Here is a 22,024-nt window from a genome sequence, read left to right on the forward strand (position 1 = left end):
TCAGGCCACCGCGCGCGACCGGCCCGCATTTCGGCCCGAGAAGATACAACCACCAAGAAACGTGCCCTCAAGCGCGTTGTACCCGTGATAGCCGCCGCCGCCAAAACCTGCGACCTCTCCGGCGGCGAACAGGCCGGGCACCATTTGCCCGTCAGCACCGATCATCTGGCTATCCAGATTGGTCTGCAATCCGCCCAGTGTTTTGCGGGTCAGCACATGCAGTTTGACCGCAATCAGCGGGCCGTTCGAGGGGTCAAGGAACTTGTGCGGCTTGGCGGTGCGGATCAGTTTGTCTCCGCGATAGTTGCGCGCAGCAAGGATCGCCGTCATCTGCGCATCTTTCGAGAACGGATTGTCGACTTGGGAGTCCCTTGCCTCAATTTGTGCCCGCAGATGCGCCTCGTCAATCAATCCGCCGCCCAACTGGTTCATGCCGCTGACCAGTTCCGTCAAAGTATTGGCGACGACAAAATCCTCACCCTTTTCCTTGAAAGCCTCGACCGGTGCGGTGGCTTTTGAACCGGACAAGATGCGCTGCCGGATGACCTCTTTCCAACTGCCCGATGTGAAATCGGGGTTTTGTTCTGATCCCGACAAAGCGAATTCTTTTTTGATCACCTTCTGCGTCAGTACAAACCAGCTGTAATCGTATCCGGTTTTCAGGATCTCGCGCAGGGTCCCCAACGTGTCGAAGCCTGGCAGACAAGGAGGTTCCATCCGGTTGCCAGTCGCGTCGAACCACATTGAACTTGGTCCGGGCAGGATACGAATGCCATGAGCAGGCCAGATCGGATCCCAGTTTTTGACACCTTCGGTATAGTGCCACATGCGATCGCCGTTGATCACATGCCCCCCCGCCTTTTCGCTGATGGCGATCATGCGGCCATCTACGTGAAACGGCACGCCGGCGACCATGTCTGTGGGTGGCTTGCCCAGGCGATCTTGTGGCCAGTTCTTGCGGACCATTTCGAAATTGCCGCCAATCCCGCCGGATGTGACGATCACCGACGGTGCGTAGCACTCGAATTCCCCAATCTCTTCACGGTTGGTCTTGCCGCCGCGCTGGGCGGTGTCATCGGCCAAAACCTCACCCGATACACCTTTGGCGGTGCCGTTTTGCATAATGATGTGGCTGACCTGATGGCGGAACTTCAGCTCGATCAAACCTGCGCTGACATGGTCTTTGACGCGGCGAATGAAATGCTCCAGAACGCCCGGGCCCGTGCCCCAGGTGATATGAAACCGTGGGACCGAGTTGCCATGCCCATTGGCGAATGACCCACCCCTTTCGGCCCAACCGACAACCGGGAACCAGCGAAGACCCATCTCATGCAGCCATGGCCGCATTTCTCCGGCCGCAAACTCTACATAGGCTTCGGCCCATTTGCGCGGCCAGGTATCTTCGTCGCGGTCGAACTGGGCGCTGCCCATCCAGTCGCGCAGGGCCAAATCATGGCTGTCCTTGATCCCCATCCGGCGTTGTTCCGGCGTGTCGACCATGAACAGGCCACCCAGGCTCCAGAACGCCTGACCACCCAGAAAGCTTTCGGGTTCCTGATCAACCATGATCACCTTTTTGCCGCGGTCGCCCAGCTCGGCTGCTGCGGCCAGCCCAGCCAAACCGCTACCAACGACAATTGCATCTGCGGTGGTATTGGTCATGAGCGGTCCTTTCAGCGTTTGCGGAACCAGATGAGAAATGGCAGCACGACCGCATACATCGTGATCCCGTAGACGGCAGATGGCAGGGCTAACGGGCTGAACCCGCTGTCGGTACTGGTGATCAGGGCCGCCAGCGTGATCCCCAGCGTCGAGTTCTGGATGCCCGTATCGATTGAGATGCTTTTACACTCGGCCCATGACAGGTTTGCGGCACGCGCGATCCCCAGCCCGATCAGCAAAAGCGCGATATTCAAGGAAATCAAGCCCGTGCCCATAATGCCCAGATTATTGACAAAAGTTTGCCAGTTTCCGGCCAGCGCCGCCACGACGATCAGAACGAACAGGATGGAGGCGAGCATCGACAAGCCGCCTTCGACGCGGTTTGCAAACTCCGTTGCAAACTTACGAATACTGACGCCGATGGCGACGGGAAGGGTTGTGATCAGGAACATGGCAATAGCCAAACCGGTGATCGACACTTCGGGCGCGTTTTCTCCCATAAAATAGGTGATGGACCACGCAGCCAGAACCGGAACTGTTAGGATCGACAGAATGCTGATTACCGCGGTCAGGCTGACCGATAAGGCCACATCGCCCTTGGCCAATTTGGTCAGGATGTTGCTGGTTACGCCGCCGGGGCAGAAGCTGAGCAACATAAAGCCAACCGCGATCTCAGGGGGAAACCCAAACAAGGTAACAGTTGCGAATGCGGAGATGGGCAGCAGGATCACCTGACAGACCGCACCGATGGCAAAGGGGATTTTGCGGCTTAGCACGCGTCGGAAATCCGCGATCTCAAGCCCGATACCCAGCGATAGCATGATGATGGCCAGCGAGATCGGCAGGCCGACATTAATAAGCAAATCCAAGAACAACTCCTTCCCAGGGTGTTTCGGATCAGCCTACGCGAGCTTGAAAGCCGCAGGCAATACCGCCGTTAGGTCACTTGTAGCGCTGGACAAACCGGCGCAGGATTTCACCGGGCTGGGTGACATCTGCGGCGTTGCAGATATCGATCAGGATTTGTGCGTCTTCAGGTGGGAAATAGCCGTGATGCTTGTAGATATTGATGCGCTGTTCAAAGTCTTTTGCGTCCGCCTCAGGGTGAAACTGCGTTGCATAGACGTTCTGGCCCCAGCGGATCATTTGAAACGGACAAGGATCTGAGGTAACGAGGTGCACGCATCCGTCGGGCAGGGCCTGCACGGCTTCCTTATGGCCGACAAAAGCGTCGAATTCTGGCTTCAATCCCGCCGTCAGCGGGTCAGTCGCGCCATCGTTTGTCAGACGGCAGGCCGAGGGGCCGACCGGTTCCCCAAACTGGGCCTTGCTGACATCCCCGCCGAGATGAGCCGCCAGAACACCCAAGCCATAGCAGCAGCCCATGAACGGATGATCATGGGCGGTGATCTGAGGCATAAGCTCCATCACCGCACCTTCGATCTTTGCGTCAAGCGCTGATTTCGTGTTGGGATCGTCACTGACGCAGCCGGGGCCTCCGCCGACGATGACACCCGCGTAATCTGTGACATTCAGCCCCTCTGGCAGGTCCTCGCAATCCAGCCGAATGCGGTGCGTCTGCGCAGGCGATAGGCCGGTTTTGTCCAAAATCGAGGCATATTCGGCATCCGAAGCATCTGCCTCGGGGCGGAGTTGCAAGATCAGGAAGCGTTTCATAAGCGGCCTTTACCTGTCACAGCGGCCAGAAGACAAGGATTGAGGGGATCGAGACCGCGATGATCAGGATCTCCAGCGGCAATCCCATACGCCAGTAGTCGCCGAACCTGTAGCCACCGGGACCCAGAACCAGTGTATTGTTTTTGTGTCCGATGGGGGTGAGGAATGCAGCCGAGGCCGCCACCGCAACCGTCATCAGGAATGGATCGGGTGAAACTTCCAAAGTACGTGCCATCTGGATGCCCACAGGGGCGGCGACAATGGCTGTGGCGGTGTTGTTCAACACATCCGACAGGGTCATGGTCACGACCATCAGCACCGTTAGAATAGCCCAAGCGGGCAAGCCATTAGTCAGTTGAATCAAGGCGTTCGCGATGAGTTCAGTCCCGCCGGAGGTCTCCAACGCACTGCCTAAAGGGATCATTGACCCTAACAATACGACGACGGGCCATTCGATGTGATTGTAGATGTCGCTGATCGGCATGATCTTGGTCAACACATAGGCGATGACAACCAATCCCAACGCAATAGGCAGATAGATCAGGCCGACGCTAGCCGCCAGAACGGCCGCCGCAAACAGGCCAATGGCGAGCCAGGCTTTTTCATTTGCGGTTACGTTCAACCCGCGTTGTGCCAGTGGCAAACAGCCCAGCCATTCGGTCACATCCGCACCTCTATCGCGGGGGCAGAGCAGCAGGAGGATATCGCCTGCTTCCACCTCGGTCTTGCGGACCTGCTCGGTGATCTGGCGACCTTGGCGTGAGATACCCATCAGAACCGTACTCTGCCGCCACGCCAGCCCCAACCCCTGAGCGGTGCGACCTGCAATGCGGGCGCTTTCGGTGGCGACGACCTCGATCACTTCAAGCCCTTCGCCCTCGGCGGTCAGAACCTCCTGTCGCCGGGTGTCCGAGAAATCCAGCTTCAGGGCAGCGCGAAATTCGTCCAACGCTTCGGGGCGGGCCTCCAGCACCAGCGCGTCGCCTTCTTTCAGCGTAGCGTGGGAGGATCGGCCATAGCGTCGTTTGCCGTCGCGGATCAGGCCAATGATGGCGACATCAGATTTCTCGGCATCCTCATAAAGCTCGCTGACACGCTTACCGATATGCGGGGAGTCAGGAGGCAGGGTCAGTTCAGCGATGTATTCAGCAAGAGCTTCAGAAGCTTCTTGTTGCTGGCTCCGGTTCGGGATCAACCGCCAGCCAATGAGGGACACAAAGGCCAGCCCGGCAATGGCGGCAATACCGCCAACCGGAGCAAAATCGAACATCTTGAAGGGCTCGCCTAACGTTTCTGCGCGGATTGAGGCGATGATGATATTCGGCGGTGTGCCGATCAATGTGGCCATGCCACCCAGAATGGTCGCAAAACTCAGCGGCATCAGCGACAGTCCCACCGATCGCCCGGCCTTGCGCGCGGTCTGAATGTCCACCGGCATCAGCAGGGCCAGCGCGGCGACGTTGTTCATGAAGGCTGACAGAACCGCGCCGATCCCGCCCATCAGCGCGATATGGGCGCCCAAACCGCGTGAGGCATCAACCAGTGTGCGGGTGATCAGGAACACCGCCCCGGACCGGACCAGCCCGGCAGAGACGACCAGAACCAACGCAACGATGATCGTTGCAGGATGACCAAACCCGGCGAAGGCATTGTCCACCGATACAACACCCAGCACGACACCGATCATCAGGGCGGCGAAAGCCACGAGGTCATAGCGGAACCGGCCCCATAGCAGCATTCCAAAAACAGCAGCAAAAAGTGTGAAAAGAATGATTTGTTCTGTCGTCATGCCGCCACCATACCTGCATGGGGGCGTCTCGCAAGCCGATCCCTTGATCCCGCCCCCCGCAAACGTCTATATGAGCGCCGAACACGCAATTACGAATGACGAGGACGCACCATGGCAGGCCATTCCAAATGGGCCAACATCCAGCACCGCAAGGGACGTCAGGACGCCGCGCGGTCCAAACTGTTTTCTAAACTGTCGAAAGAGATCACCGTGGCCGCCAAGATGGGCGATCCTGATCCCGACAAGAACCCGCGCCTGCGTCTGGCGGTGAAAGAGGCCAAGTCGAACTCGGTCCCCAAGGACGTGATCGACCGCGCGATCAAGAAATCGGTTGCGGGTGAAGGCGACGAATACGAAGAAATCCGGTACGAGGGCTACGGCCCCAACGGTGTGGCCGTGATCGTTGAGACCATGACCGACAACCGCAACCGGACGGCTTCGACCGTTCGTTCCACGTTCTCGAAGAACGGCGGCAATCTGGGCGAGACCGGCTCGGTCGGGTTCATGTTCGATCGCAAAGGTGAGGTCATTTACCCGGCAGATGCGGGTGATGCGGACACGATTTTCGAAGCCGCGATTGAAGCAGGTGCCGAAGATGTCGAAAGTTCGGAAGACGGGCATATCATCTGGTGCGCGGATACCGATCTTAACGATGTCTCAAACGCTCTGGAAGGGGCGCTGGGCGAGTCGGAATCGACCAAGCTGATCTGGAAGCCCACCACCACAACCGAGTTGGACCTAGAGGATATGCAAAAGCTGATGAAACTGGTTGATGCGCTTGAAGACGACGACGACGTTCAGCGCGTTACAACCAACTTCGAAGCCACTGACGAGGTCATGGCGCAGCTTTGAGGCCCGCCTTTCTTCGAACTTACGAACCCGGCCGTTAGGCCGGGTTTTTCGTTTGGCATCAGAAGAACGACGCGATTTCGTCCAAAGGTTTCTTCAGCTTGGCAACGGCTGGAACTGTTGCAGTTTCTGAAGGGTGTCCAACCGCGATGATCATTGTGGGTTTTTCAGAGGCTGGCCTCTTTAGGGCTGCGTTCAGAAACTTCATCGGATTGGGTGTGTGTGTCAGCGTTGACAAACCGGCGTGATGCAGCGCCGCTAGCAGGAACCCGGTGGCGATATTCACGCTTTCGGGGACGTAGTAGTTCTTGTAGCGCGTGCCGTCCTCGAACTCGCCCCAGCGCTGGGCGAAAACTACGATCAGCCAGGGGGCAATGGTCAGGTGATCCTTCACCGCGTTGGTGCCAATTGGTTCCAGTGCCTTGATCCATTCGTCCCCGGCACCACCCTCATAGAACCGGCGTTCCTCTTCTTCGGCCTCTTCGCGGATTTGCTGTTTCAGCGCGGCATCTGTAATGGCTGCAAAATGCCACGGCTGATGATTGGCGCCCGATGGGGCCGTGCCAGCCGTGCGCAGGCAGGTTTCGATCACCGCTTTCTCGACTGGGCGGGCCGAGAAATCGCGCACCGTATGGCGCTGCCGCATCTTGTCGTGGAAGGCCAGTGCAGCCTGCTGCATCTGATCGTCGCTGATCTCGCACCGGTCGGGCAGGGGGATCGGATCATAGCTGAGGGCGTCGCGTGAAAACATAAGGTTACTCCGAAGGTTTGCCTCTTATCCGCTTGCGCGCGCCGGGGATCAAGACTTTGGCGGCAGCCGCTTTGACCGCTTTGGTTAGCGGGGCCAGGGCTGGGGACAGGACGCGACCGACTTGCCAGGTCAATGCAACATCCAGATGTGCGCCGGGGATGAGGGGCTGCAACGTCCCTTCGGTTATGGGCTTGCGCACCAACGGTTCCGGGTTCATCCCCCACCCGACCCCTGCAATGGCGGCGTCAACGAAGCCGTGAGAGGATGGTAGAAAATGCGTTGGAGGTGTGATGCGACCACCCGCCTGAGCCTCAAACCACGTCTTTTGCAGGCCGTCTTTGCGGTTGAAAACAAGGCAGGGGGCGGCGCTGAGGGTGGATTTGTTTATACCTTCCAAAAACCAACGCCGCATGAAATCCGGGCTGGCCGTTGGCAAATACCTCAGGGTTCCAAGTTCAGTTGCATCACAGCCCGTCACCGGTTGACCATCCACGGTGATCGCCGCACTGACTTCGCCCCGGCGCAGCCATTCAGCCGAATGGTCCTGATCATCAATAACCAGATCAAACAACAGGCCGGATGCAGTGGCCATAACGTCAATAAACAGGGTCGCCAGTATATCCGCCGGAATGGCCACACGCACGCGGGCGGTTTCGTCGGTTTGATCTAGCGATAGCTCACGCGAGAGCTGCGCTTCGAGCAAACCGATATCTTCTGCATATTGCGCAATGCGCAAACCGGCGGGTGTTGCGGTGCAGGGGCTTCCGCGATTGATCAAGGTCGCGCCGACGCGATCCTCCAGCGCTTTGATCCGCTGAGAGACTGCAGAAGGCGTGACAGCCAATGTACTTGCGGCCGCATCAAAACTGCCGTGGCGCAAAATTGCGGACAGCGCTGACAGGTGATGAGGGTCGAGAAGCATTAGCCAAACTTAATTGAGTTTATCATCATTAATTTGGTAGTTCATGTGGATGACGATAGTCAACGCCTCGAACAGTAGGAGGCATCATGTTCACAACCTTTATCGCCGGTTTTGCGCTTAGCTTCAGCCTGATCCTAGCCATCGGGGCCCAAAACGCCTTTATCCTGCGACAGGGGTTGTGCCGCGAACATGTATTTGCGCTGTGTCTGACCTGTGGGCTGTCTGACGCGATCCTGATTGCCGCCGGGGTTGCGGGATTTGGAACATTGGCGCAGGCCTTGCCGTGGTTTGAAACTGTGATGCGGTATGGTGGTGCCGCTTTCCTGATCTGGTACGCTTTTCACAGCTTCATTTCAGCGTGGAAGGGGGGCGCGGCCCTCAAGGCTGGGAACGGCGATGCAACCAGCCTGCGGGCGGCCATGCTGACCGTTATGGCCTTCACCTGGTTGAACCCGCATGTCTATTTGGACACGGTTGTTCTGATCGGTTCAATCTCGGCGCAATATGAGGACCGGCTGAGCTTTGCGATTGGCGCGATGTTGGCCAGTTTCGTGTTCTTCTTCACTCTTGGCTACGGGGCTAGGATCTTGTCACCGTTCTTCGCGCGGCCAAGGGCCTGGCAGGTGTTGGATGTGATCATTGGCATCGTCATGCTGGGTATTGCTTTGAAACTTGTTATCATGTGAAGGGTTGCCCGTCCTGATGTTTCGGTGTTCAACCTAGCGCATGAATTCCCAAGCTGTTTCCTCGCGCCCGATCGCTGGCATGTTCTGGATGTTTGCCGCCGGGTTGAGCTTTGTTGTCATGACAGCTCTGGTCAAGTCTTTGGGCACGACCATGGACCCGATACAGGCGGCATTCCTGCGCTATGTTCTGGGCCTTGTTTTCCTGCTGCCTGCATTGAAGTCGATCCTGGCGACCCATCTCAGCAAGCGTGATCTTGCGTTGTTTGGACTGCGCGGCGTGATCCATGGCGGCGCGGTCATGCTGTGGTTCTACGCGATGACGCAGATCCCATTGGCCGAGGTGACGGCGATGAACTACATGACCCCGGTTTATGTCACGCTGGGCGCGGCGTTGTTTCTGGGTGAGAAGCTGGCCTTTCGCCGGATTGCCGCCATTCTGGTCGCGCTTATCGGGGTTCTGATCATCTTGCGACCGGGGTTCCGAGACGTGTCGCCTGGTCATGTTGCCATGCTTGGCACCGCGCTGACCCTCGGTGGGTCTTATCTGCTTGCCAAGCTGCTGGTGCGCGATATCCCACCTTCGGTCGTTGTGGCACATCTGTCGATCTGGGTCACACTTGTGTTGATACCGTTCGCCATCGCGGTCTGGAGCCCACCCAGCCTGCGCGATATTGGTGTCCTTTTCCTTGTGGCCAGCTTCGCTACAGCCGGGCATTATTTCATGACGCTGGCATTGCAGGCCGCACCGGTGGCGGTTACGCAGCCGGTCACCTTCCTGCAATTGATCTGGGCCACCGTGTTGGGGGCGCTGGTCTTCAACGAGCCCATTGATATCTGGGTGGTGGCTGGTGGTACACTGATCCTGGCGGCGGTCAGCTTTATTTCCTGGCGCGAGGCCGTGCTGAACCGGCGCGCACTGACACCACCCACCATCGCGACAAAGCTGTGATTTTGTATCGCGGAATGTTTGTTGATTGACGAGTCAACGTCTGCGCCCTAGCGTTTGCAGGCTGCGCCAGAGCAGGGTGAGGATCTTTCCCGTGCGATGAGATCATCGGCCATCGTGCGAGGTCCTGAAAGCCAACTCTTTGGCCGTTACTTTTTGATTGGGACCCGACAAATGACCAAGCCGAATATTCTGATCCTTATGGTGGATCAGCTGAATGGAACCCTCTTTCCCGATGGCCCCGCAGACTGGCTGCATGCGCCCAATCTGAAGAAGCTGGCAGCGCGCTCGACGCGCTTTGCAAATGCCTATACCGCGTCGCCCCTATGCGCGCCGGGCCGGGCGAGTTTTATGTCGGGTCAATTGCCCTCGCGTACCGGAGTTTATGACAACGCAGCCGAGTTTCGCAGCGATATCCCGACCTATGCGCATCATCTGCGCCGTGCCGGATACTACACCTGCCTGTCCGGTAAAATGCACTTTGTCGGACCGGATCAACTGCACGGGTTTGAAGACCGGCTGACAACCGACATTTATCCCGCCGATTTCGGTTGGACCCCGGACTATCGCAAACCCGGTGAGCGGATTGATTGGTGGTATCACAATATGGGTTCAGTCACCGGCGCCGGTGTGGCCGAGATTTCCAACCAGATGGAATATGATGACGAAGTCGCTTACCACGCCAAGACCAAGATTTACGATCTGGCCCGGGGTCAGGATGACCGCCCGTGGTGCCTGACCGTCAGCTTTACGCATCCACACGACCCTTATGTTGCACGCCGCAAGTATTGGGACCTGTATGAGGATTGCGAGCATCTGTTGCCTGATGTCGCGGACCTTGGCTATGACAACCAGGACCCGCATTCGCAACGGATTTTCGATGCCAATGACTGGCGCAGCTTTGATATCTCCGAAGACGACATACGCAAATCCCGCCGGGCCTATTTTGCCAATATCTCGTATCTGGACGACAAGATTGGTGAGATCTTTGAGGTGCTTGAAACCACCCGGCAGGAGGCAATCATTCTGTTTGTCTCGGATCACGGCGACATGCTGGGTGAACGCGGGTTGTGGTTCAAGATGACGTTCTTTGAGGGCTCGTCGCGTGTGCCATTGATGATCTCCGCCCCTGATTTGCCTGCGGGCCTGATCGAAACGCCTGTGTCCACAATTGACGTGACCCCGACTCTCGGCGCACTAGCGGGTGTTGATATGGCCGAGATCGCCCCGTGGACGGATGGTGAGGACCTATGCCCATTGGCAAAAGGGGCTGAACGGACGGCGCCCGTGGCGATGGAATACGCGGCCGAAGCGTCTTATGCGCCGCTTGTGTCCCTTCGATATGGCAAGTGGAAGTATAACCGGTGTGCCCTTGATCCTGATCAGCTGTTTGATATTGAGAAGGACCCGCAGGAACTGACCAATCTGGCCGATAATCCAGACCATGCGGGCACGCTGGAAAGCCTGCGCGTGAAATCGCAGGCGCGGTGGGATCTGGATCAGTTCGATGCAGATGTGCGGGCCAGTCAGGCGCGCCGTTGGGTGGTTTATGAGGCGTTGCGGCAGGGCGGCTATTACCCTTGGGATTATCAGCCACTGCAAAAAGCCTCGGAACGCTATATGCGCAATCACATGGATCTGAATGATGTTGAAGAAAAACAGCGTTTCCCACGCGGCGAATAGTCTTGCGCTTGGGTTTGGTGGGATGAACCTGACTAGTTTGATCCGCGTCAAAGTAGCGGCGGTTGTGGGTTGCTAGACAGACCTCACACAATCATGTTTTAGGAGCGAACAGCATGTCTCACACCCCGCACGAACTGGCCGAAGAGTTTCCGGACAAGGTCGAACTGATGAGCCAGCTCAAGCAATCGGACGCGCATTTTGCGCGACTGGCCGATGAATATCATGAAATCAACCGGCAGGTGCACCGGGCCGAGACAAATATCGAACCCGTGGAAGAACTGGCCGAAGGTGAGATGCGCAAGAAACGCGCGGCGCTGAAAGATGAAATCTGGGGGATGCTGTCGAAGACCTGAGGGTTTGAGCGGGGGCTCTGCCCCCGTCACGGCAGGCCGCGACTCCCCCGAGATATTTACAGCCAGGTGAAGATCAGGTCACTTTGTAGGGCAGGGTGCCGCGCGTATGGGTGTCGATGCTCAGGCGGCGTTCCAACGGAGGGACCGAACGTTGGTGGCAGGTTTGCCGTTCGCAAATCCGGCAGGAAATACCGATAGGTTCGTAGGCGCTGGCGTTGTTGATGTCGAGATTGTCCGCATAGACAAGGGCTTGTGCGTGGCGTACCTCGCATCCTAGGGCGATGGCATAGCGGCGGACGGGCGCGCCGTAGGAACCGCCTGATTTCGAGATATCGCGTGCCAGCGAGATGTATTTGACCCCGTCCGGTGTTTCCGCAAGTTGCAGCAGGAAGTGCCCGGGTGTTTCGAATGCGCGGTGCACGTTCCAAAGCGGGCAGGCGCCTCCGAACCGGGCGAATTGCAACCGTGTTGCGGAATGGCGTTTGGTGATGGTTCCGGCTTGATCGACGCGGACGAAGAAGAACGGGATGCCCTTGGCACCCGGTCGTTGCAGCGTGGAGAGGCGGTGCGCGATCTGTTCGATTGATGCGCCGAAACGGGTACTGAGCAACTCTAGATCATGGCGGGTTTCCTGTGCCGCAGCCAAAAAACTGGCGTAGGGCATCAGCGACGCACCGGCGAAGTAGTTGGCCAATCCGATCTTGGCGATGGATCGCGCCTCATCGCTCTGGAACTTGGCGAAGTCCAGTGTGGCTTCCAACAGTTTGTCCTGGCTGATAAGGGCGACCTGCAGCAACAACTGGAAGACCTGAGTTTGCGGCGCCGCGCGGGATGACAGGCGCAAAGTTTTGCTTTCAGAATCATAGGCGCGCAGGGTTTCGATGTCTGAGAACACAACTTGAATGCCACGTTCGGCCAGACCGTTCAGTGCGGCCTCACGGATGCCCCCCGGCGTTTCGGCCCGATTTGCAAACAGTTCGGCGGCGCGGTCGACGGCATCGATGTAGTTATCGCAATAGTGAAAGAAGTCTCGCACCTCCTCCCAAGGGCTGGCTTGTGTGCGTGAATCTTCGCGTCCCAATGCCTCATCCAATGAGGCGAGGCGTTCATGGGTTTGGCGGTAGGTGCGGTGAAGTTCAATAAAGGCGCGCGCCAGGGCGGGGGCGTTCGATGCGGTCAATCGCAAATCGGCCAAGGGTGGAATGGTATCCGCAAAAACCGGATCGGCGAGCGCTTCGCGCATATCAGAGACCAGACGTTCGCTGTCACCTGTGCTGAGCTCGGTGACATCCATTCCGAACTCCTGCGCCAATGCCAGTACGACCGTGGTCGAGATCGGACGGTTGTTGTTCTCCATCTGATTGAGGTAAGGCAGCGAAACGCCAAGCTTTGCGGCAAATTCTTTTTGAGTGAGGGATAAACGGGTGCGCATCTCGCGCAGTTTTGCGCCCGCGTAGAGTTTTTGGGTGGCCATGGCGTGCCTTTGCAAGTTTACCTATTGAGGAGGCTAACTTTGCAAACTCTGGAAGGCAAGCGGGCTTACAGGCCCAATTGCCGTTCGCGCCGGATCACAGAGTGGATCGAACCAATTGCCAGAACTGCAGTGGTCAGCATCAGCCAGAGCAGTGGCATGGCGCCGGTCTCGACTGTCAGTAGGGCTCCGGCCAATGCGCTGAGCCCTGCGCCGCCGCCCAACATTATGGCCCCGCTTAGGCCTGCTGCGGTGGCGGCCAGATGCGGGCGGACCGATAGCGCACCGGATGTCGCGTTGGGGATGGTCATGCCATTGCCGATGCCCACAAAGGTCATGAAACCGAAAAAGCTGAGCGCACCGCCTGCCCCGATCAGGAACAGCGCAGCCGAGATCGCCACGCCTGCGGCGTTTAGGACGCTACCCCAAAGAACCATACGGTTGATCCCAAAGCGTGTGGAATAGCGCCCGCTCAGGAAGTTTCCGAGAAAATATCCGACGGCTGGCGCGCCAAAGTAGAACCCGACCTCGGCTGCGCTGAGCCCGAATAGCTCGGTTCCAATGAAGGGTGCGCCGCCCAGATAGGCGAAGAACGCGCCGGACGAGAAGGCAGATGACAGTGAATAGCCCCAAAAGCGTGGGGATTTCAGAAGTTCGGGATATTCCCTGAACTGCTGGATCAGGGTTTTGCCGCTTTTTGCAGAGGTTTCACCGAAGTCCCAATAGGTTAGGACGAGTACCAGCGCGCCTAGCGCGAATGGCAGCCAGAAATTGGCTTTCCAGCCAAAACTTTCTTCTAGGATGCCGCCGATCGCGGGGCCAATCATCGGGACCACTGCCATCCCCATGGTGACATAGCCAATCATGGATGCGGCTTGATCCTGGTCATACATGTCCCGGACCGCCGCGCGGCTAAGAACCATACCGACAACGATCGCCGCCTGGCACATGCGGAAGATCAGAAAAACTTCGGCGGTGGGGGCGTAGATGCATCCTAGCGTTGCCAGCAGAAACAGCGACAACCCCCACAGCAGCACCGGCCTGCGCCCGGCTTTGTCCGCGATGGGGCCGATCAGAATCTGCAGCACCGCATTGACCAGCAGATACAGCGCAATCGACAATTGCATGACCTTGTAGTCCGTTGCGAAATACAGCGCCATGTTGGGTAGGCTAGGCAAAAACAAATTCATGCTCAGTGCCGCAAGGCCGGACAGCAAAACAAGGGTGCTGATTGTAGGTGGTGTGCGGCGAACCGCAGTCGATCTGAACTGCATAGTTCACATGTATAGTAGCGGTTTTCGGGAATGCCAGATCAGTATTGGGTTAGTCTGGAAAATTAGCAATTTTACAATTTATCAAAATATGGTTTTCAAATATTTGCAAATTTGCGGGAAAGACCTTTAGCCGACGCTTGGCAGCGGGTAGTGTCCGCTTAAATTTTATAGGGGATATGCGCCATGAAAGACATCCTTTCCGAGCTTGAAAATCGTCGTGAGGCGGCGCGTTTGGGCGGCGGGCAAAAGCGAATTGATGCCCAGCACGGTCGCGGCAAACTAACCGCGCGCGAGCGGATCGAGCTGCTGTTGGACGAAGGCAGTTTTGAAGAATTTGACATGTTTGTCAGTCATCGCTGCACCGATTTCGGCATGGAAAAACAACAACCTGCCGGGGATGGTGTGGTGACCGGATGGGGCACGATCAATGGACGTATGGTCTATGTCTTCAGCCAGGATTTCACGGTCTTTGGCGGCTCGCTTTCGGAAACACATGCGCAGAAGATCTGCAAGGTCATGGATATGGCGGTTCAGAACGGAGCGCCTATCATCGGGATCAACGACTCGGGCGGGGCGCGTATCCAAGAAGGTGTGGCGTCACTTGCGGGATATGCCGAGGTGTTCCAGCGCAACATCACCGCCTCGGGCGTGGTGCCGCAGATCAGCGTGATCATGGGCCCCTGCGCGGGTGGCGCGGTGTACAGCCCGGCGATGACGGACTTTATCTTCATGGTCAAGGACTCGTCCTATATGTTCGTGACCGGTCCCGACGTGGTCAAGACCGTTACAAACGAAGTGGTTACGGCCGAAGAGCTTGGCGGTGCGTCGACCCACACCAAAAAATCATCCGTTGCGGATGGCGCGTTCGAAAACGATGTCGAAGCACTGGCCGAGGTGCGCCGCCTTGTCGACTTCCTGCCGCTGAATAACCGCGAGAAACCTCCGGTCCGTCCGTTCTTTGATGATCCGGATCGCGTGGAGAAATCCCTGGATACGCTGGTGCCGGACAATCCGAACACGCCGTATGACATGAAGGAACTGATCACGAAGATCGCAGACGAAGGCGATTTCTACGAGATCCAGGAAGACTTTGCCAAGAACATCATCACCGGTTTCATCCGGCTTGAAGGGCAGACAGTTGGCGTTGTGGCGAACCAGCCGATGGTTCTGGCAGGGTGTTTGGACATCGATAGTTCGCGCAAAGCGGCGCGGTTCGTTCGCTTCTGTGACTGTTTCGAGATCCCGATCCTGACGCTGGTTGACGTGCCGGGCTTCCTGCCGGGAACGCAGCAGGAATATAGCGGTGTGATCAAGCATGGTGCCAAGCTGCTGTATGCCTATGGCGAAGCGACCGTGCCGAAGGTCACGGTTATCACCCGCAAGGCCTATGGCGGTGCTTATGTTGTTATGGCGTCCAAGCATCTGCGCGGCGATTTCAACTATGCCTGGCCCACGGCCGAGATCGCGGTGATGGGTGCGAAAGGCGCGACCGAGATCATCCACCGTGCTGATCTGAAAGATGCCGAGAAAACTGCGCAACACGTGGCCGACTATGAAGATCGCTTTGCGAATCCATTTGTGGCGGCTGAACGTGGCTTTGTGGATGAGGTGATCATGCCCCATTCAACCCGCCGCCGTGTCTCGCGTGCTTTTGCCAGCTTGCGGGGCAAGCAGCTGAAGAACCCCTGGAAAAAACACGACAATATCCCGTTGTAAGGTACTCAGGGCGGAGAACCCGCCCTGCGCCTTGGACCACGCTGAACATAAGGATGGTTTAGAATCTGCCGCCAAATAAGGCAGGTTTGACAAAATCTGCTAAATAGTTGAATGATCCTCCCCAGCAATCATAGAACTGCGCAGGCCACAAGCACTGCGCGCGCGACCCCGGAAGGAGGAGCTTGCCGTTGGCGGGTCCGGGGCCGCGCCAAAGTTTTGCTGGCCAGCCTGTTTGCGACCCCGGCTTTCCCACAATCGGACATTCCGCTGCCTGTTCCATCTGGCCAGCCCGTGCATCTGAACAATGTTCTGTTGGACAATAATCCGGGTGAGCTTTGGGTTCGGTTTCGGTTCATTGCCCCAAAGATCGGAGCAACCGTGGGTCGGATCGGCTATGATGTGGCCTCAAAAGACATGACGCATTTGTGCCAGACCCTGGCCATTGCTTATGTCGCCCAGCATGAATTGGACCCGGCGCTTGTGATCATCTCGCTGGCGGACCGGCCTATCGAATTCGGCGACAGTGCGCCGGATGCCACACAGTTCTTTGAAGCCTATCGGTTGGAACCGTCCGGGTGTATCTGGGAGGGGCTTTGACCATGATCACCGAATTTCATGCGCTCACAGCGTCTCAGACCAATGATGCGGCTTTGGAGGTGCGCACTATGACCTCATCCCGAAACGGATGTGAATTTCCCGGTTTCAAACACGACGTCATGTCAGAGGTGCCGACATGCTGAAACATCGCGGATTTCCCGGGCGTCTGGCTGGTACCGATTTTCAGTTCACCATTCGCCGGGCCAACCCAAAAGGTGTAACCCCGATCACCCGCCGTGAACGGTTTCGGGATCGCAAACCCGCCGACCGCAGGGCCGATGCGGGGTTTCTAGAGGCGCTATGGCAGGCTTTTGGCGATCAGCCGTTTGAGCGCGGCAATCTGGATGCGGGTCGGCTGAGTTGGCTGTTTGGGCGCGAAGTCATTCCGGCAGAAGATCCGTTCGACCCGGAAAGCTATGATGCATTGCTGGTAATTGATCTGGACGCCGCGCGCGCGTCGTTTCCCGATTTGTTCGGCGCGGGTTGATCATGTTGAACTTCATGCCGCCTTTAGCAAGAGAGACCCCGCCCAGTGTCGGGCTGGGTCCGATAGGCGCATCAGAAGTTCAACTGGGCGGCAAGCTGAATCCGATTGCCGTCGAAGTTCTGACCGGAATTCACGTCGTTCCGCTCGCCATAGATGTATTCGGCGCTCAGCGTCAGATTGTCGGTCGCCTTGTAGAAGGCGTTGACATGGATGGTCTCCAACTCGGTGAACGCCAGCGTTCCGGTCGACGTGGCCAGATCATATTCCTCGCGTCCGTAGGCGATGCCGACGTTCCACTTGTCACTCAGGTCCTGGCGGAATTCGACCGTGTAGCCATCGACATCGTTGGCTTCACCCCCGACAATCGCATCGCCCAGGCCAATCAGGTATGGGCCAAGTGCCTGACCGTGGACATAGTTGACCTGAAACAGGCCGCCCGCCCAAGGCCGGATCGAGCCAGACAGGGTCACGCCCCACTGATCGGCCTCGGTCGTACCGTCGCTTGTTTGTGCGTTGCCATAGAGCGCCGCGGCACGCGCTATATATGTGCCGTTGTTATACTCGGCTGCAGCCGTAAGAACCGGATCATCCGAGTTCGATCCGCCGACATTTTCTTCGATCGAGGTGCTGAACACGGTGTTCGTGCCCAGATTGGCAGTGTAACGAACCTGCGGCACACGGGCAAAGGCGATACCAACGGGGCCGTTGAACTCAACCGAGGTCGGATAGGTATCCAGCGGCATGAAGTTCGTCCAGGTCTGGCCGATCAACCAGTTGTCACCAATGGTGATATTGGCATGACGCAGGCGCAGTTCAGCGGTACCGTTCGAGGCGAAAAGGTCCAGTTCCAACTGTCCGCCGATTTCACCGATGCCGCTTGGGGTACTTGTGCGCAATCCGATCCGCGACTGACGGACTGTCGCACCAAAGGTTCCGTCGGTTGCAGCCGACGGCTCTCCAATATCGTTTACAAATGCCGTATCCCCCTGATCGAATTCGAAATCGTAGAAGAAATCGGCTTTGACATAGCCGTAGACATCCAGAGTGGTGTTTCCGATTCTGAAATCGCCATTGGCAGGTCCCGCGCGATTGGCCTCAAGCGCTTCTACCCTGGCGCGCAGCGCGTCCAGTTCGGCCTGCGTTTGGGCATCCTCAGCCAAAACAATCGTACCGGTTGCACAGAGAGCAGAGGCAGCGAGCAGGATTGCCTTTTTCCGTATTATGGTCATGTGGGTGTTTCCTTGTGTGCAAAAATGCAATCGCAGCGTTCCACGCGATTGACAGCTTCGGAAATCACGAGATTGGGACGAAAAAGCCTAAATTTCTCAAGGGAATGTGCGTCTTGGGGCCAATCAATTCACGGCAGGGTGAGCGGCTCTGCCAAGCGCATGAATGTGAACATGTTTTCACGCAGAGTGATCGCATCAACATGTGATGCTGCGTCCGCAAAAAGATCGGTTTGGATCGGGGAATGTAACGATATTGTGACAGATGCTATTTGCTGCATGCCCGGAACGCCGGAAAAAGAGATCGGCGCAATTTTGCGCGGAAATACGCCGTATGGGCAGATTCCAGCCGGAATCTACGCCGGAAACAATACTTTGTTTGCCGCATGCATTGTGGAGTGCAAGCTGATCGGGCCGTGCGGCTCTACTTTGCCTGCGCCGCACATGCACCTACTATTCCGTACCCCTTCCTTCCGCGGGCAGGCTTGTGTTTCCCACAATGTCCTGTCCGCGTTTTTCTTTGTGCATCCTGCAGGTAACAAGCGGCATAAATCTGCGCAAAATGTGGATTTGCTGTGTTTGATATTGAATAACAGGGCCCAAACCCAGCATCTGACCTCAAGGATATCAAATCGAGCAAGAGGGCAGACAACATGCAAATCTCACGTTTCATTCTGGTTGCAGCAACCTGCGCGGGCCTGTCGGCCTGTGGCGACACGACCGGCGAACAGGCATTGCTGGGTGGTGGCGCAGGCGCGGTCGGGGCGGCCGTCCTCAGCGCGGACCCGCTGTTTGGCGCGGCCGTTGGTGCGGCGGGCAACGTCCTTTACTGCAAAACACAAAACAACTGTAACTAACGCTAATTCCTTGGGGCGTGCTTCGTCCCATCCGTCATCGCGTGATACGCCGTTGCGGGGATCATTCCCTGCGGCGGCGTTTTGCGTTTCCAGCACACCAAATCAAAGGACATCGTATGTTCAATAAGATCCTGATCGCCAACCGGGGCGAAATCGCCTGCCGGGTCATCAAGACCGCCCGTAAGATGGGTATCGGCACCGTTGCCATTTACTCGGACGCGGACAGGAACGCGCTGCATGTCTCGATGGCGGATGAGGCGGTGCATATTGGCCCGCCGCCTGCGAACCAGTCTTACATCGTGATTGATAAGGTCATGGACGCGATCCGCCAAAGCGGCGCGCAGGCGGTTCATCCCGGTTATGGCTTCCTGTCTGAAAACGCCAAGTTTGCCGAGGCGCTTGAGGCAGAAGGCGTCGCCTTTGTTGGCCCGCCGAAAGGCGCGATTGAGGCGATGGGGGACAAGATCACCTCAAAAAAGATCGCTCAGGAGGCGGGTGTTTCAACCGTACCCGGCTATATGGGCCTGATTGAGGACGCGGAAGAGGCGGTCAAGATTTCGAACCAGATCGGTTATCCCGTGATGATTAAGGCCAGCGCCGGTGGTGGCGGTAAAGGCATGCGGATTGCCTGGAATGACGAGGAGGCGCGTGAAGGTTTCCAGTCTTCCAAGAACGAGGCGGCGAACTCGTTTGGCGATGACCGGATTTTCATCGAGAAATTTGTGACACAGCCGCGCCATATCGAGATTCAGGTTCTGTGCGACAGCCACGGCAACGGCATCTATCTGGGTGAGCGCGAATGCTCGATCCAGCGTCGGAACCAGAAAGTGGTAGAGGAAGCGCCGTCGCCCTTCCTGGATGAAGCGACGCGCAAGGCAATGGGGGAACAGGCCGTCGCCTTGGCAAAGGCCGTGGGCTATTCCAGCGCGGGCACGGTGGAGTTTATCGTCGACGGTCAGAAGAACTTCTACTTCCTCGAAATGAACACCCGCCTGCAGGTGGAACACCCGGTCACCGAGTTGATCACTGGCGTCGATCTGGTTGAGCAGATGATCCGCGTGGCCAATGGTGAGCCCTTGTCGATCACGCAGGACGACGTGACGCTGACCGGTTGGGCCATTGAAAACCGTCTGTATGCGGAAGACCCATATCGCAACTTCTTGCCTTCGATTGGCCGGCTGACTCGTTACCGCCCGCCGCAAGAGGTTGCCGCCGGCCCGATGCTGATCAATGGCAAGTGGCAGGGCGAGGCACCCGAAGGTGGGGCTGCAGTGCGCAACGACACCGGTGTCTACGAGGGGGGCGAGATCAGCATGTATTACGATCCGATGATCGCCAAACTGTGCACCTGGGCCCCGACTCGCGAGGCCGCAATTGAGGCGATGCGTGTTGCGCTGGACAGCTTTGAAGTCGAGGGCATCGGCCACAATCTACCGTTCCTGTCGGCGGTGATGGATCACCCCAAATTCATCAGCGGTGATATGACGACAGCCTTCATCGCCGAAGAGTATCCGGATGGGTTTGAAGGTGTCACCTTACCTGAAGGTGATCTGCGCCGGATCGCGGCCTCCTGCGCTGCGATGCACCGTGTGGCCGAAATTAGGCGTACACGCGTATCGGGCCGGATGGACAACCACGAACGCAAGGTTGGCAAGCGCTGGGTTGTAGCAGTGGAAGGTCATGAACTGCCGGTTCAGGTCAATGCCGACAAAGAAGGCGCGACGGTCAAGTTCGAGGACGGATCAAGCATCCGCGTGTCCTCGGACTGGACACCGGGTGATCAACTGGCTGTGCTGGATGTTAATGGCAGCCCGCTTGTTTTGAAGGTGGGCAAGGTTACAGGCGGGTTCCGGGTGCGCAACCGTGGCGCGGACCTGAAAGTACTGGTACGCCGACCACGTCAGGCCGAACTTGCCAAGCTGATGCCCGAGAAACTGCCGCCGGATACCTCGAAAATGCTGCTCTGCCCGATGCCGGGACTGGTCGTGAAGGTCGATGTCGAAGTAGGGCAGGAGGTTCAGGAAGGTCAGGCGCTTTGCACGATCGAGGCGATGAAGATGGAAAACATCCTGCGTGCCGAAAAGAAAGGCACCGTCTCCAAGATCAACGCGGGCGCAGGTGACAGTTTGGCTGTGGATGATGTGATCATGGAATTCGAGTGATGTTCAGCGGGCATCGCAAGATAGACTTTTGCGTGCTCGCTTTCCTGACCTCGGCAATGCTTGGCGGTGTGGTTTTGACCTATCTGAGACATGAAATCGGCGATTTGACCCTGATCCTGATCGGGTCTGCTCTGTTGCTCGGGTTTTATAGCTGGGCCATTCCACCGCTTCTGCGTCGCAGTTTCCTTCGAATCCTCGTGGTTTTGCCCCCGTTTCTTCTGCTGGGGGTGATTGGAGGGATAGTCGTCTGGGAATACGTACCGGACGCTGCAAGGGACAAGGTCTACCCGGCTTTGGTAACCGGCTCGGTTATCGTTCTTGGGTGGTTCGTGACGTTTCTGTTTTCGTCTTACGCCGAGGCGCAGAAATTCCATCTTCAGCGGAGGGATACGCTGATTGCGTTGAGAAATGAGATTTTCGCATTGGTGGATAAACTGGATAACCAGCCTATCGCGGCCCATGCGGAGAAGGTTCAGAAACGCATTCTGAGCGGTGACGGCACGGATGCGAACGGGAACCCGATCGAGTATTTCCCGTTTTCAACCATGGAAAGCGAACCCATCGTATTTGAGGCGATTTCATCGTCTATCCCAGCGCTTGGCGAAGATACCGTTGCAAGTGTCGTCCGCTTTTATGCCGAATACACCGATTTGCGACGCATGGTCGAGGATTCTCGGAATGAGCAGACGCAGAACTTATCTCGCAAACGCCGTGTCGCGTTTCATAAACAATTGACGAACCGCAGAATTAGCACGCTACGCTGGGGCTTGCGCGCGTTGGTTGCCATCAATGTCGAGATGGAGCACGAAAATCCCGAGGGAATTAATCGTTCTGGTGAGAATGAGGATGTAAACCCTTGATCCTATTGTGCGAAATAGGGCCCTGCAGGCGATCAGATGTCGCCGCTGATCGGCTT

At 57.3% G+C, this 22,024-nt stretch carries 21 protein-coding genes; 12 read left to right on the forward strand and 9 right to left on the reverse strand.

Annotated elements, in window-relative coordinates:
* From AC2FFE_RS15575 to AC2FFE_RS15590, 4 genes are all read right to left on the reverse strand, one after another.
* The gene (locus AC2FFE_RS15575; RefSeq protein ID WP_496819501.1) at positions 1-1,662 is read right to left on the reverse strand and encodes an FAD-binding dehydrogenase; all 1,662 of its coding nucleotides are present in this window, start codon (positions 1,660-1,662) and stop codon (positions 1-3) included.
* Positions 1,663-1,673: 11 nt separating this feature from the next.
* The gene (locus AC2FFE_RS15580; protein ID WP_496819500.1) at positions 1,674-2,531 is read right to left on the reverse strand and encodes a bile acid:sodium symporter family protein; all 858 of its coding nucleotides are present in this window, start codon (positions 2,529-2,531) and stop codon (positions 1,674-1,676) included.
* Positions 2,532-2,604: 73 nt separating this feature from the next.
* The gene (locus AC2FFE_RS15585) at positions 2,605-3,339 is read right to left on the reverse strand and encodes a glutamine amidotransferase (RefSeq protein WP_496819499.1); all 735 of its coding nucleotides are present in this window, start codon (positions 3,337-3,339) and stop codon (positions 2,605-2,607) included.
* Positions 3,340-3,355: 16 nt separating this feature from the next.
* Positions 3,356-5,128, reverse strand: coding sequence for an SLC13 family permease (locus AC2FFE_RS15590; protein ID WP_496819498.1), 1,773 nt, complete (start codon positions 5,126-5,128; stop codon positions 3,356-3,358).
* 111 nt (positions 5,129-5,239) lie between these two features.
* Between AC2FFE_RS15590 and AC2FFE_RS15595 the strand changes: the two genes are divergently transcribed.
* The gene (locus tag AC2FFE_RS15595; RefSeq protein ID WP_496847067.1) at positions 5,240-5,980 is read left to right on the forward strand and encodes a YebC/PmpR family DNA-binding transcriptional regulator; all 741 of its coding nucleotides are present in this window, start codon (positions 5,240-5,242) and stop codon (positions 5,978-5,980) included.
* 58 nt (positions 5,981-6,038) lie between these two features.
* Here AC2FFE_RS15595 and AC2FFE_RS15600 read toward each other — a convergent pair whose 3' ends face one another.
* Together AC2FFE_RS15600 and AC2FFE_RS15605 are read right to left on the reverse strand one after the other, a co-directional pair.
* Entirely contained in the window at positions 6,039-6,728 is a 690-nt protein-coding gene (locus AC2FFE_RS15600) for a nitroreductase family protein (protein WP_496819497.1), read from the reverse strand.
* Positions 6,729-6,732: 4 nt separating this feature from the next.
* Complete coding sequence (locus AC2FFE_RS15605) at positions 6,733-7,650, reverse strand: LysR family transcriptional regulator ArgP (RefSeq protein ID WP_496819496.1); 918 nt, start codon at positions 7,648-7,650, stop codon at positions 6,733-6,735.
* 86 nt (positions 7,651-7,736) lie between these two features.
* Here AC2FFE_RS15605 and AC2FFE_RS15610 point away from each other — a divergent pair, with 86 nt between their 5' ends.
* The 4 genes from AC2FFE_RS15610 to AC2FFE_RS15625 all read left to right on the forward strand — a co-directional run bounded on the left by AC2FFE_RS15610 (position 7,737) and on the right by AC2FFE_RS15625 (position 11,318).
* Complete coding sequence (locus AC2FFE_RS15610) at positions 7,737-8,336, forward strand: LysE/ArgO family amino acid transporter (RefSeq protein WP_496847068.1); 600 nt, start codon at positions 7,737-7,739, stop codon at positions 8,334-8,336.
* 40 nt (positions 8,337-8,376) lie between these two features.
* A complete protein-coding gene (locus tag AC2FFE_RS15615; protein ID WP_496847069.1) occupies positions 8,377-9,285 on the forward strand; it encodes a DMT family transporter in 909 nt (302 codons plus the stop codon).
* Positions 9,286-9,456: 171 nt separating this feature from the next.
* Entirely contained in the window at positions 9,457-10,965 is a 1,509-nt protein-coding gene (gene betC, locus AC2FFE_RS15620) for a choline-sulfatase (RefSeq protein WP_496847070.1), read from the forward strand.
* Positions 10,966-11,078: 113 nt separating this feature from the next.
* The gene (locus tag AC2FFE_RS15625; protein ID WP_496847071.1) at positions 11,079-11,318 is read left to right on the forward strand and encodes an HP1242/YdcH family protein; all 240 of its coding nucleotides are present in this window, start codon (positions 11,079-11,081) and stop codon (positions 11,316-11,318) included.
* Positions 11,319-11,391: 73 nt separating this feature from the next.
* On the opposite strand, the gene AC2FFE_RS15630 is transcribed toward AC2FFE_RS15625, so the two are convergent.
* On the reverse strand, positions 11,392-12,792 hold the full coding sequence (locus tag AC2FFE_RS15630) for a helix-turn-helix domain-containing protein (protein ID WP_496819491.1): 1,401 nt from the start codon (positions 12,790-12,792) through the stop codon (positions 11,392-11,394).
* 65 nt (positions 12,793-12,857) lie between these two features.
* A complete protein-coding gene (locus tag AC2FFE_RS15635; protein WP_496819490.1) occupies positions 12,858-14,063 on the reverse strand; it encodes a multidrug effflux MFS transporter in 1,206 nt (401 codons plus the stop codon).
* A gap of 183 nt (positions 14,064-14,246) precedes the next feature.
* Between AC2FFE_RS15635 and AC2FFE_RS15640 the strand changes: the two genes are divergently transcribed.
* The 4 genes from AC2FFE_RS15640 to AC2FFE_RS15655 all read left to right on the forward strand — a co-directional run bounded on the left by AC2FFE_RS15640 (position 14,247) and on the right by AC2FFE_RS15655 (position 16,863).
* Positions 14,247-15,779, forward strand: a complete 1,533-nt coding sequence (locus AC2FFE_RS15640; protein WP_496819489.1) for an acyl-CoA carboxylase subunit beta — start codon at positions 14,247-14,249, stop codon at positions 15,777-15,779.
* A 111-nt stretch (positions 15,780-15,890) separates the two neighbouring features.
* On the forward strand, positions 15,891-16,376 hold the full coding sequence (locus tag AC2FFE_RS15645) for a DUF6497 family protein (protein ID WP_480547458.1): 486 nt from the start codon (positions 15,891-15,893) through the stop codon (positions 16,374-16,376).
* Between the two features lie 2 nt (positions 16,377-16,378).
* Positions 16,379-16,519, forward strand: coding sequence for a hypothetical protein (locus AC2FFE_RS15650; RefSeq protein ID WP_480547460.1), 141 nt, complete (start codon positions 16,379-16,381; stop codon positions 16,517-16,519).
* Positions 16,513-16,863 (forward strand): hypothetical protein, encoded by a 351-nt coding sequence (locus AC2FFE_RS15655; protein WP_496819488.1) that lies wholly within the window; start codon positions 16,513-16,515, stop codon positions 16,861-16,863. Before AC2FFE_RS15650 ends, AC2FFE_RS15655 begins: the two co-directional genes overlap by 7 nt.
* Before the next feature lie 71 nt (positions 16,864-16,934).
* Here the strand turns inward: AC2FFE_RS15655 and AC2FFE_RS15660 are convergent, their stop codons facing one another.
* Positions 16,935-18,092, reverse strand: a complete 1,158-nt coding sequence (locus AC2FFE_RS15660) for a DcaP family trimeric outer membrane transporter (protein ID WP_496819487.1) — start codon at positions 18,090-18,092, stop codon at positions 16,935-16,937.
* A gap of 650 nt (positions 18,093-18,742) precedes the next feature.
* Between AC2FFE_RS15660 and AC2FFE_RS15665 the strand changes: the two genes are divergently transcribed.
* The 3 genes from AC2FFE_RS15665 (at position 18,743) to AC2FFE_RS15675 (ending at position 21,968) form a co-directional block, all read left to right on the forward strand.
* On the forward strand, positions 18,743-18,946 hold the full coding sequence (locus tag AC2FFE_RS15665) for a hypothetical protein (protein WP_496819486.1): 204 nt from the start codon (positions 18,743-18,745) through the stop codon (positions 18,944-18,946).
* Positions 18,947-19,062: 116 nt separating this feature from the next.
* Complete coding sequence (locus AC2FFE_RS15670) at positions 19,063-21,108, forward strand: acetyl-CoA carboxylase biotin carboxylase subunit (RefSeq protein WP_496847072.1); 2,046 nt, start codon at positions 19,063-19,065, stop codon at positions 21,106-21,108.
* Complete coding sequence (locus AC2FFE_RS15675) at positions 21,108-21,968, forward strand: hypothetical protein (protein WP_496847073.1); 861 nt, start codon at positions 21,108-21,110, stop codon at positions 21,966-21,968. The genes AC2FFE_RS15670 and AC2FFE_RS15675 overlap by 1 nt, the downstream gene beginning before the upstream one ends.
* Positions 21,969-22,024 lie beyond the last annotated feature (56 nt).

Source organism: Ruegeria sp. YTSA168, from assembly GCF_059610045.1.

Coding starts and splice junctions, on each gene's coding strand:
- AC2FFE_RS15585 (WP_496819499.1), bottom strand. CDS start 3,339: ATGAAACGCTTCCTGATCTTGCAACTCCGCCCCGAGGCAGATGCTTCG.
- AC2FFE_RS15670 (WP_496847072.1), top strand. CDS start 19,063: ATGTTCAATAAGATCCTGATCGCCAACCGGGGCGAAATCGCCTGCCGG.
- AC2FFE_RS15625 (WP_496847071.1), top strand. CDS start 11,079: ATGTCTCACACCCCGCACGAACTGGCCGAAGAGTTTCCGGACAAGGTC.
- AC2FFE_RS15665 (WP_496819486.1), top strand. CDS start 18,743: ATGCAAATCTCACGTTTCATTCTGGTTGCAGCAACCTGCGCGGGCCTG.
- AC2FFE_RS15635 (WP_496819490.1), bottom strand. CDS start 14,063: ATGCAGTTCAGATCGACTGCGGTTCGCCGCACACCACCTACAATCAGC.
- betC (WP_496847070.1), top strand. CDS start 9,457: ATGACCAAGCCGAATATTCTGATCCTTATGGTGGATCAGCTGAATGGA.
- AC2FFE_RS15605 (WP_496819496.1), bottom strand. CDS start 7,650: ATGCTTCTCGACCCTCATCACCTGTCAGCGCTGTCCGCAATTTTGCGC.
- AC2FFE_RS15660 (WP_496819487.1), bottom strand. CDS start 18,092: ATGACCATAATACGGAAAAAGGCAATCCTGCTCGCTGCCTCTGCTCTC.
- AC2FFE_RS15640 (WP_496819489.1), top strand. CDS start 14,247: ATGAAAGACATCCTTTCCGAGCTTGAAAATCGTCGTGAGGCGGCGCGT.
- AC2FFE_RS15600 (WP_496819497.1), bottom strand. CDS start 6,728: ATGTTTTCACGCGACGCCCTCAGCTATGATCCGATCCCCCTGCCCGAC.
- AC2FFE_RS15630 (WP_496819491.1), bottom strand. CDS start 12,792: ATGGCCACCCAAAAACTCTACGCGGGCGCAAAACTGCGCGAGATGCGC.
- AC2FFE_RS15675 (WP_496847073.1), top strand. CDS start 21,108: ATGTTCAGCGGGCATCGCAAGATAGACTTTTGCGTGCTCGCTTTCCTG.
- AC2FFE_RS15595 (WP_496847067.1), top strand. CDS start 5,240: ATGGCAGGCCATTCCAAATGGGCCAACATCCAGCACCGCAAGGGACGT.
- AC2FFE_RS15590 (WP_496819498.1), bottom strand. CDS start 5,128: ATGACGACAGAACAAATCATTCTTTTCACACTTTTTGCTGCTGTTTTT.
- AC2FFE_RS15610 (WP_496847068.1), top strand. CDS start 7,737: ATGTTCACAACCTTTATCGCCGGTTTTGCGCTTAGCTTCAGCCTGATC.
- AC2FFE_RS15650 (WP_480547460.1), top strand. CDS start 16,379: ATGATCACCGAATTTCATGCGCTCACAGCGTCTCAGACCAATGATGCG.
- AC2FFE_RS15655 (WP_496819488.1), top strand. CDS start 16,513: ATGCTGAAACATCGCGGATTTCCCGGGCGTCTGGCTGGTACCGATTTT.
- AC2FFE_RS15575 (WP_496819501.1), bottom strand. CDS start 1,662: ATGACCAATACCACCGCAGATGCAATTGTCGTTGGTAGCGGTTTGGCT.
- AC2FFE_RS15645 (WP_480547458.1), top strand. CDS start 15,891: ATGATCCTCCCCAGCAATCATAGAACTGCGCAGGCCACAAGCACTGCG.
- AC2FFE_RS15615 (WP_496847069.1), top strand. CDS start 8,377: ATGAATTCCCAAGCTGTTTCCTCGCGCCCGATCGCTGGCATGTTCTGG.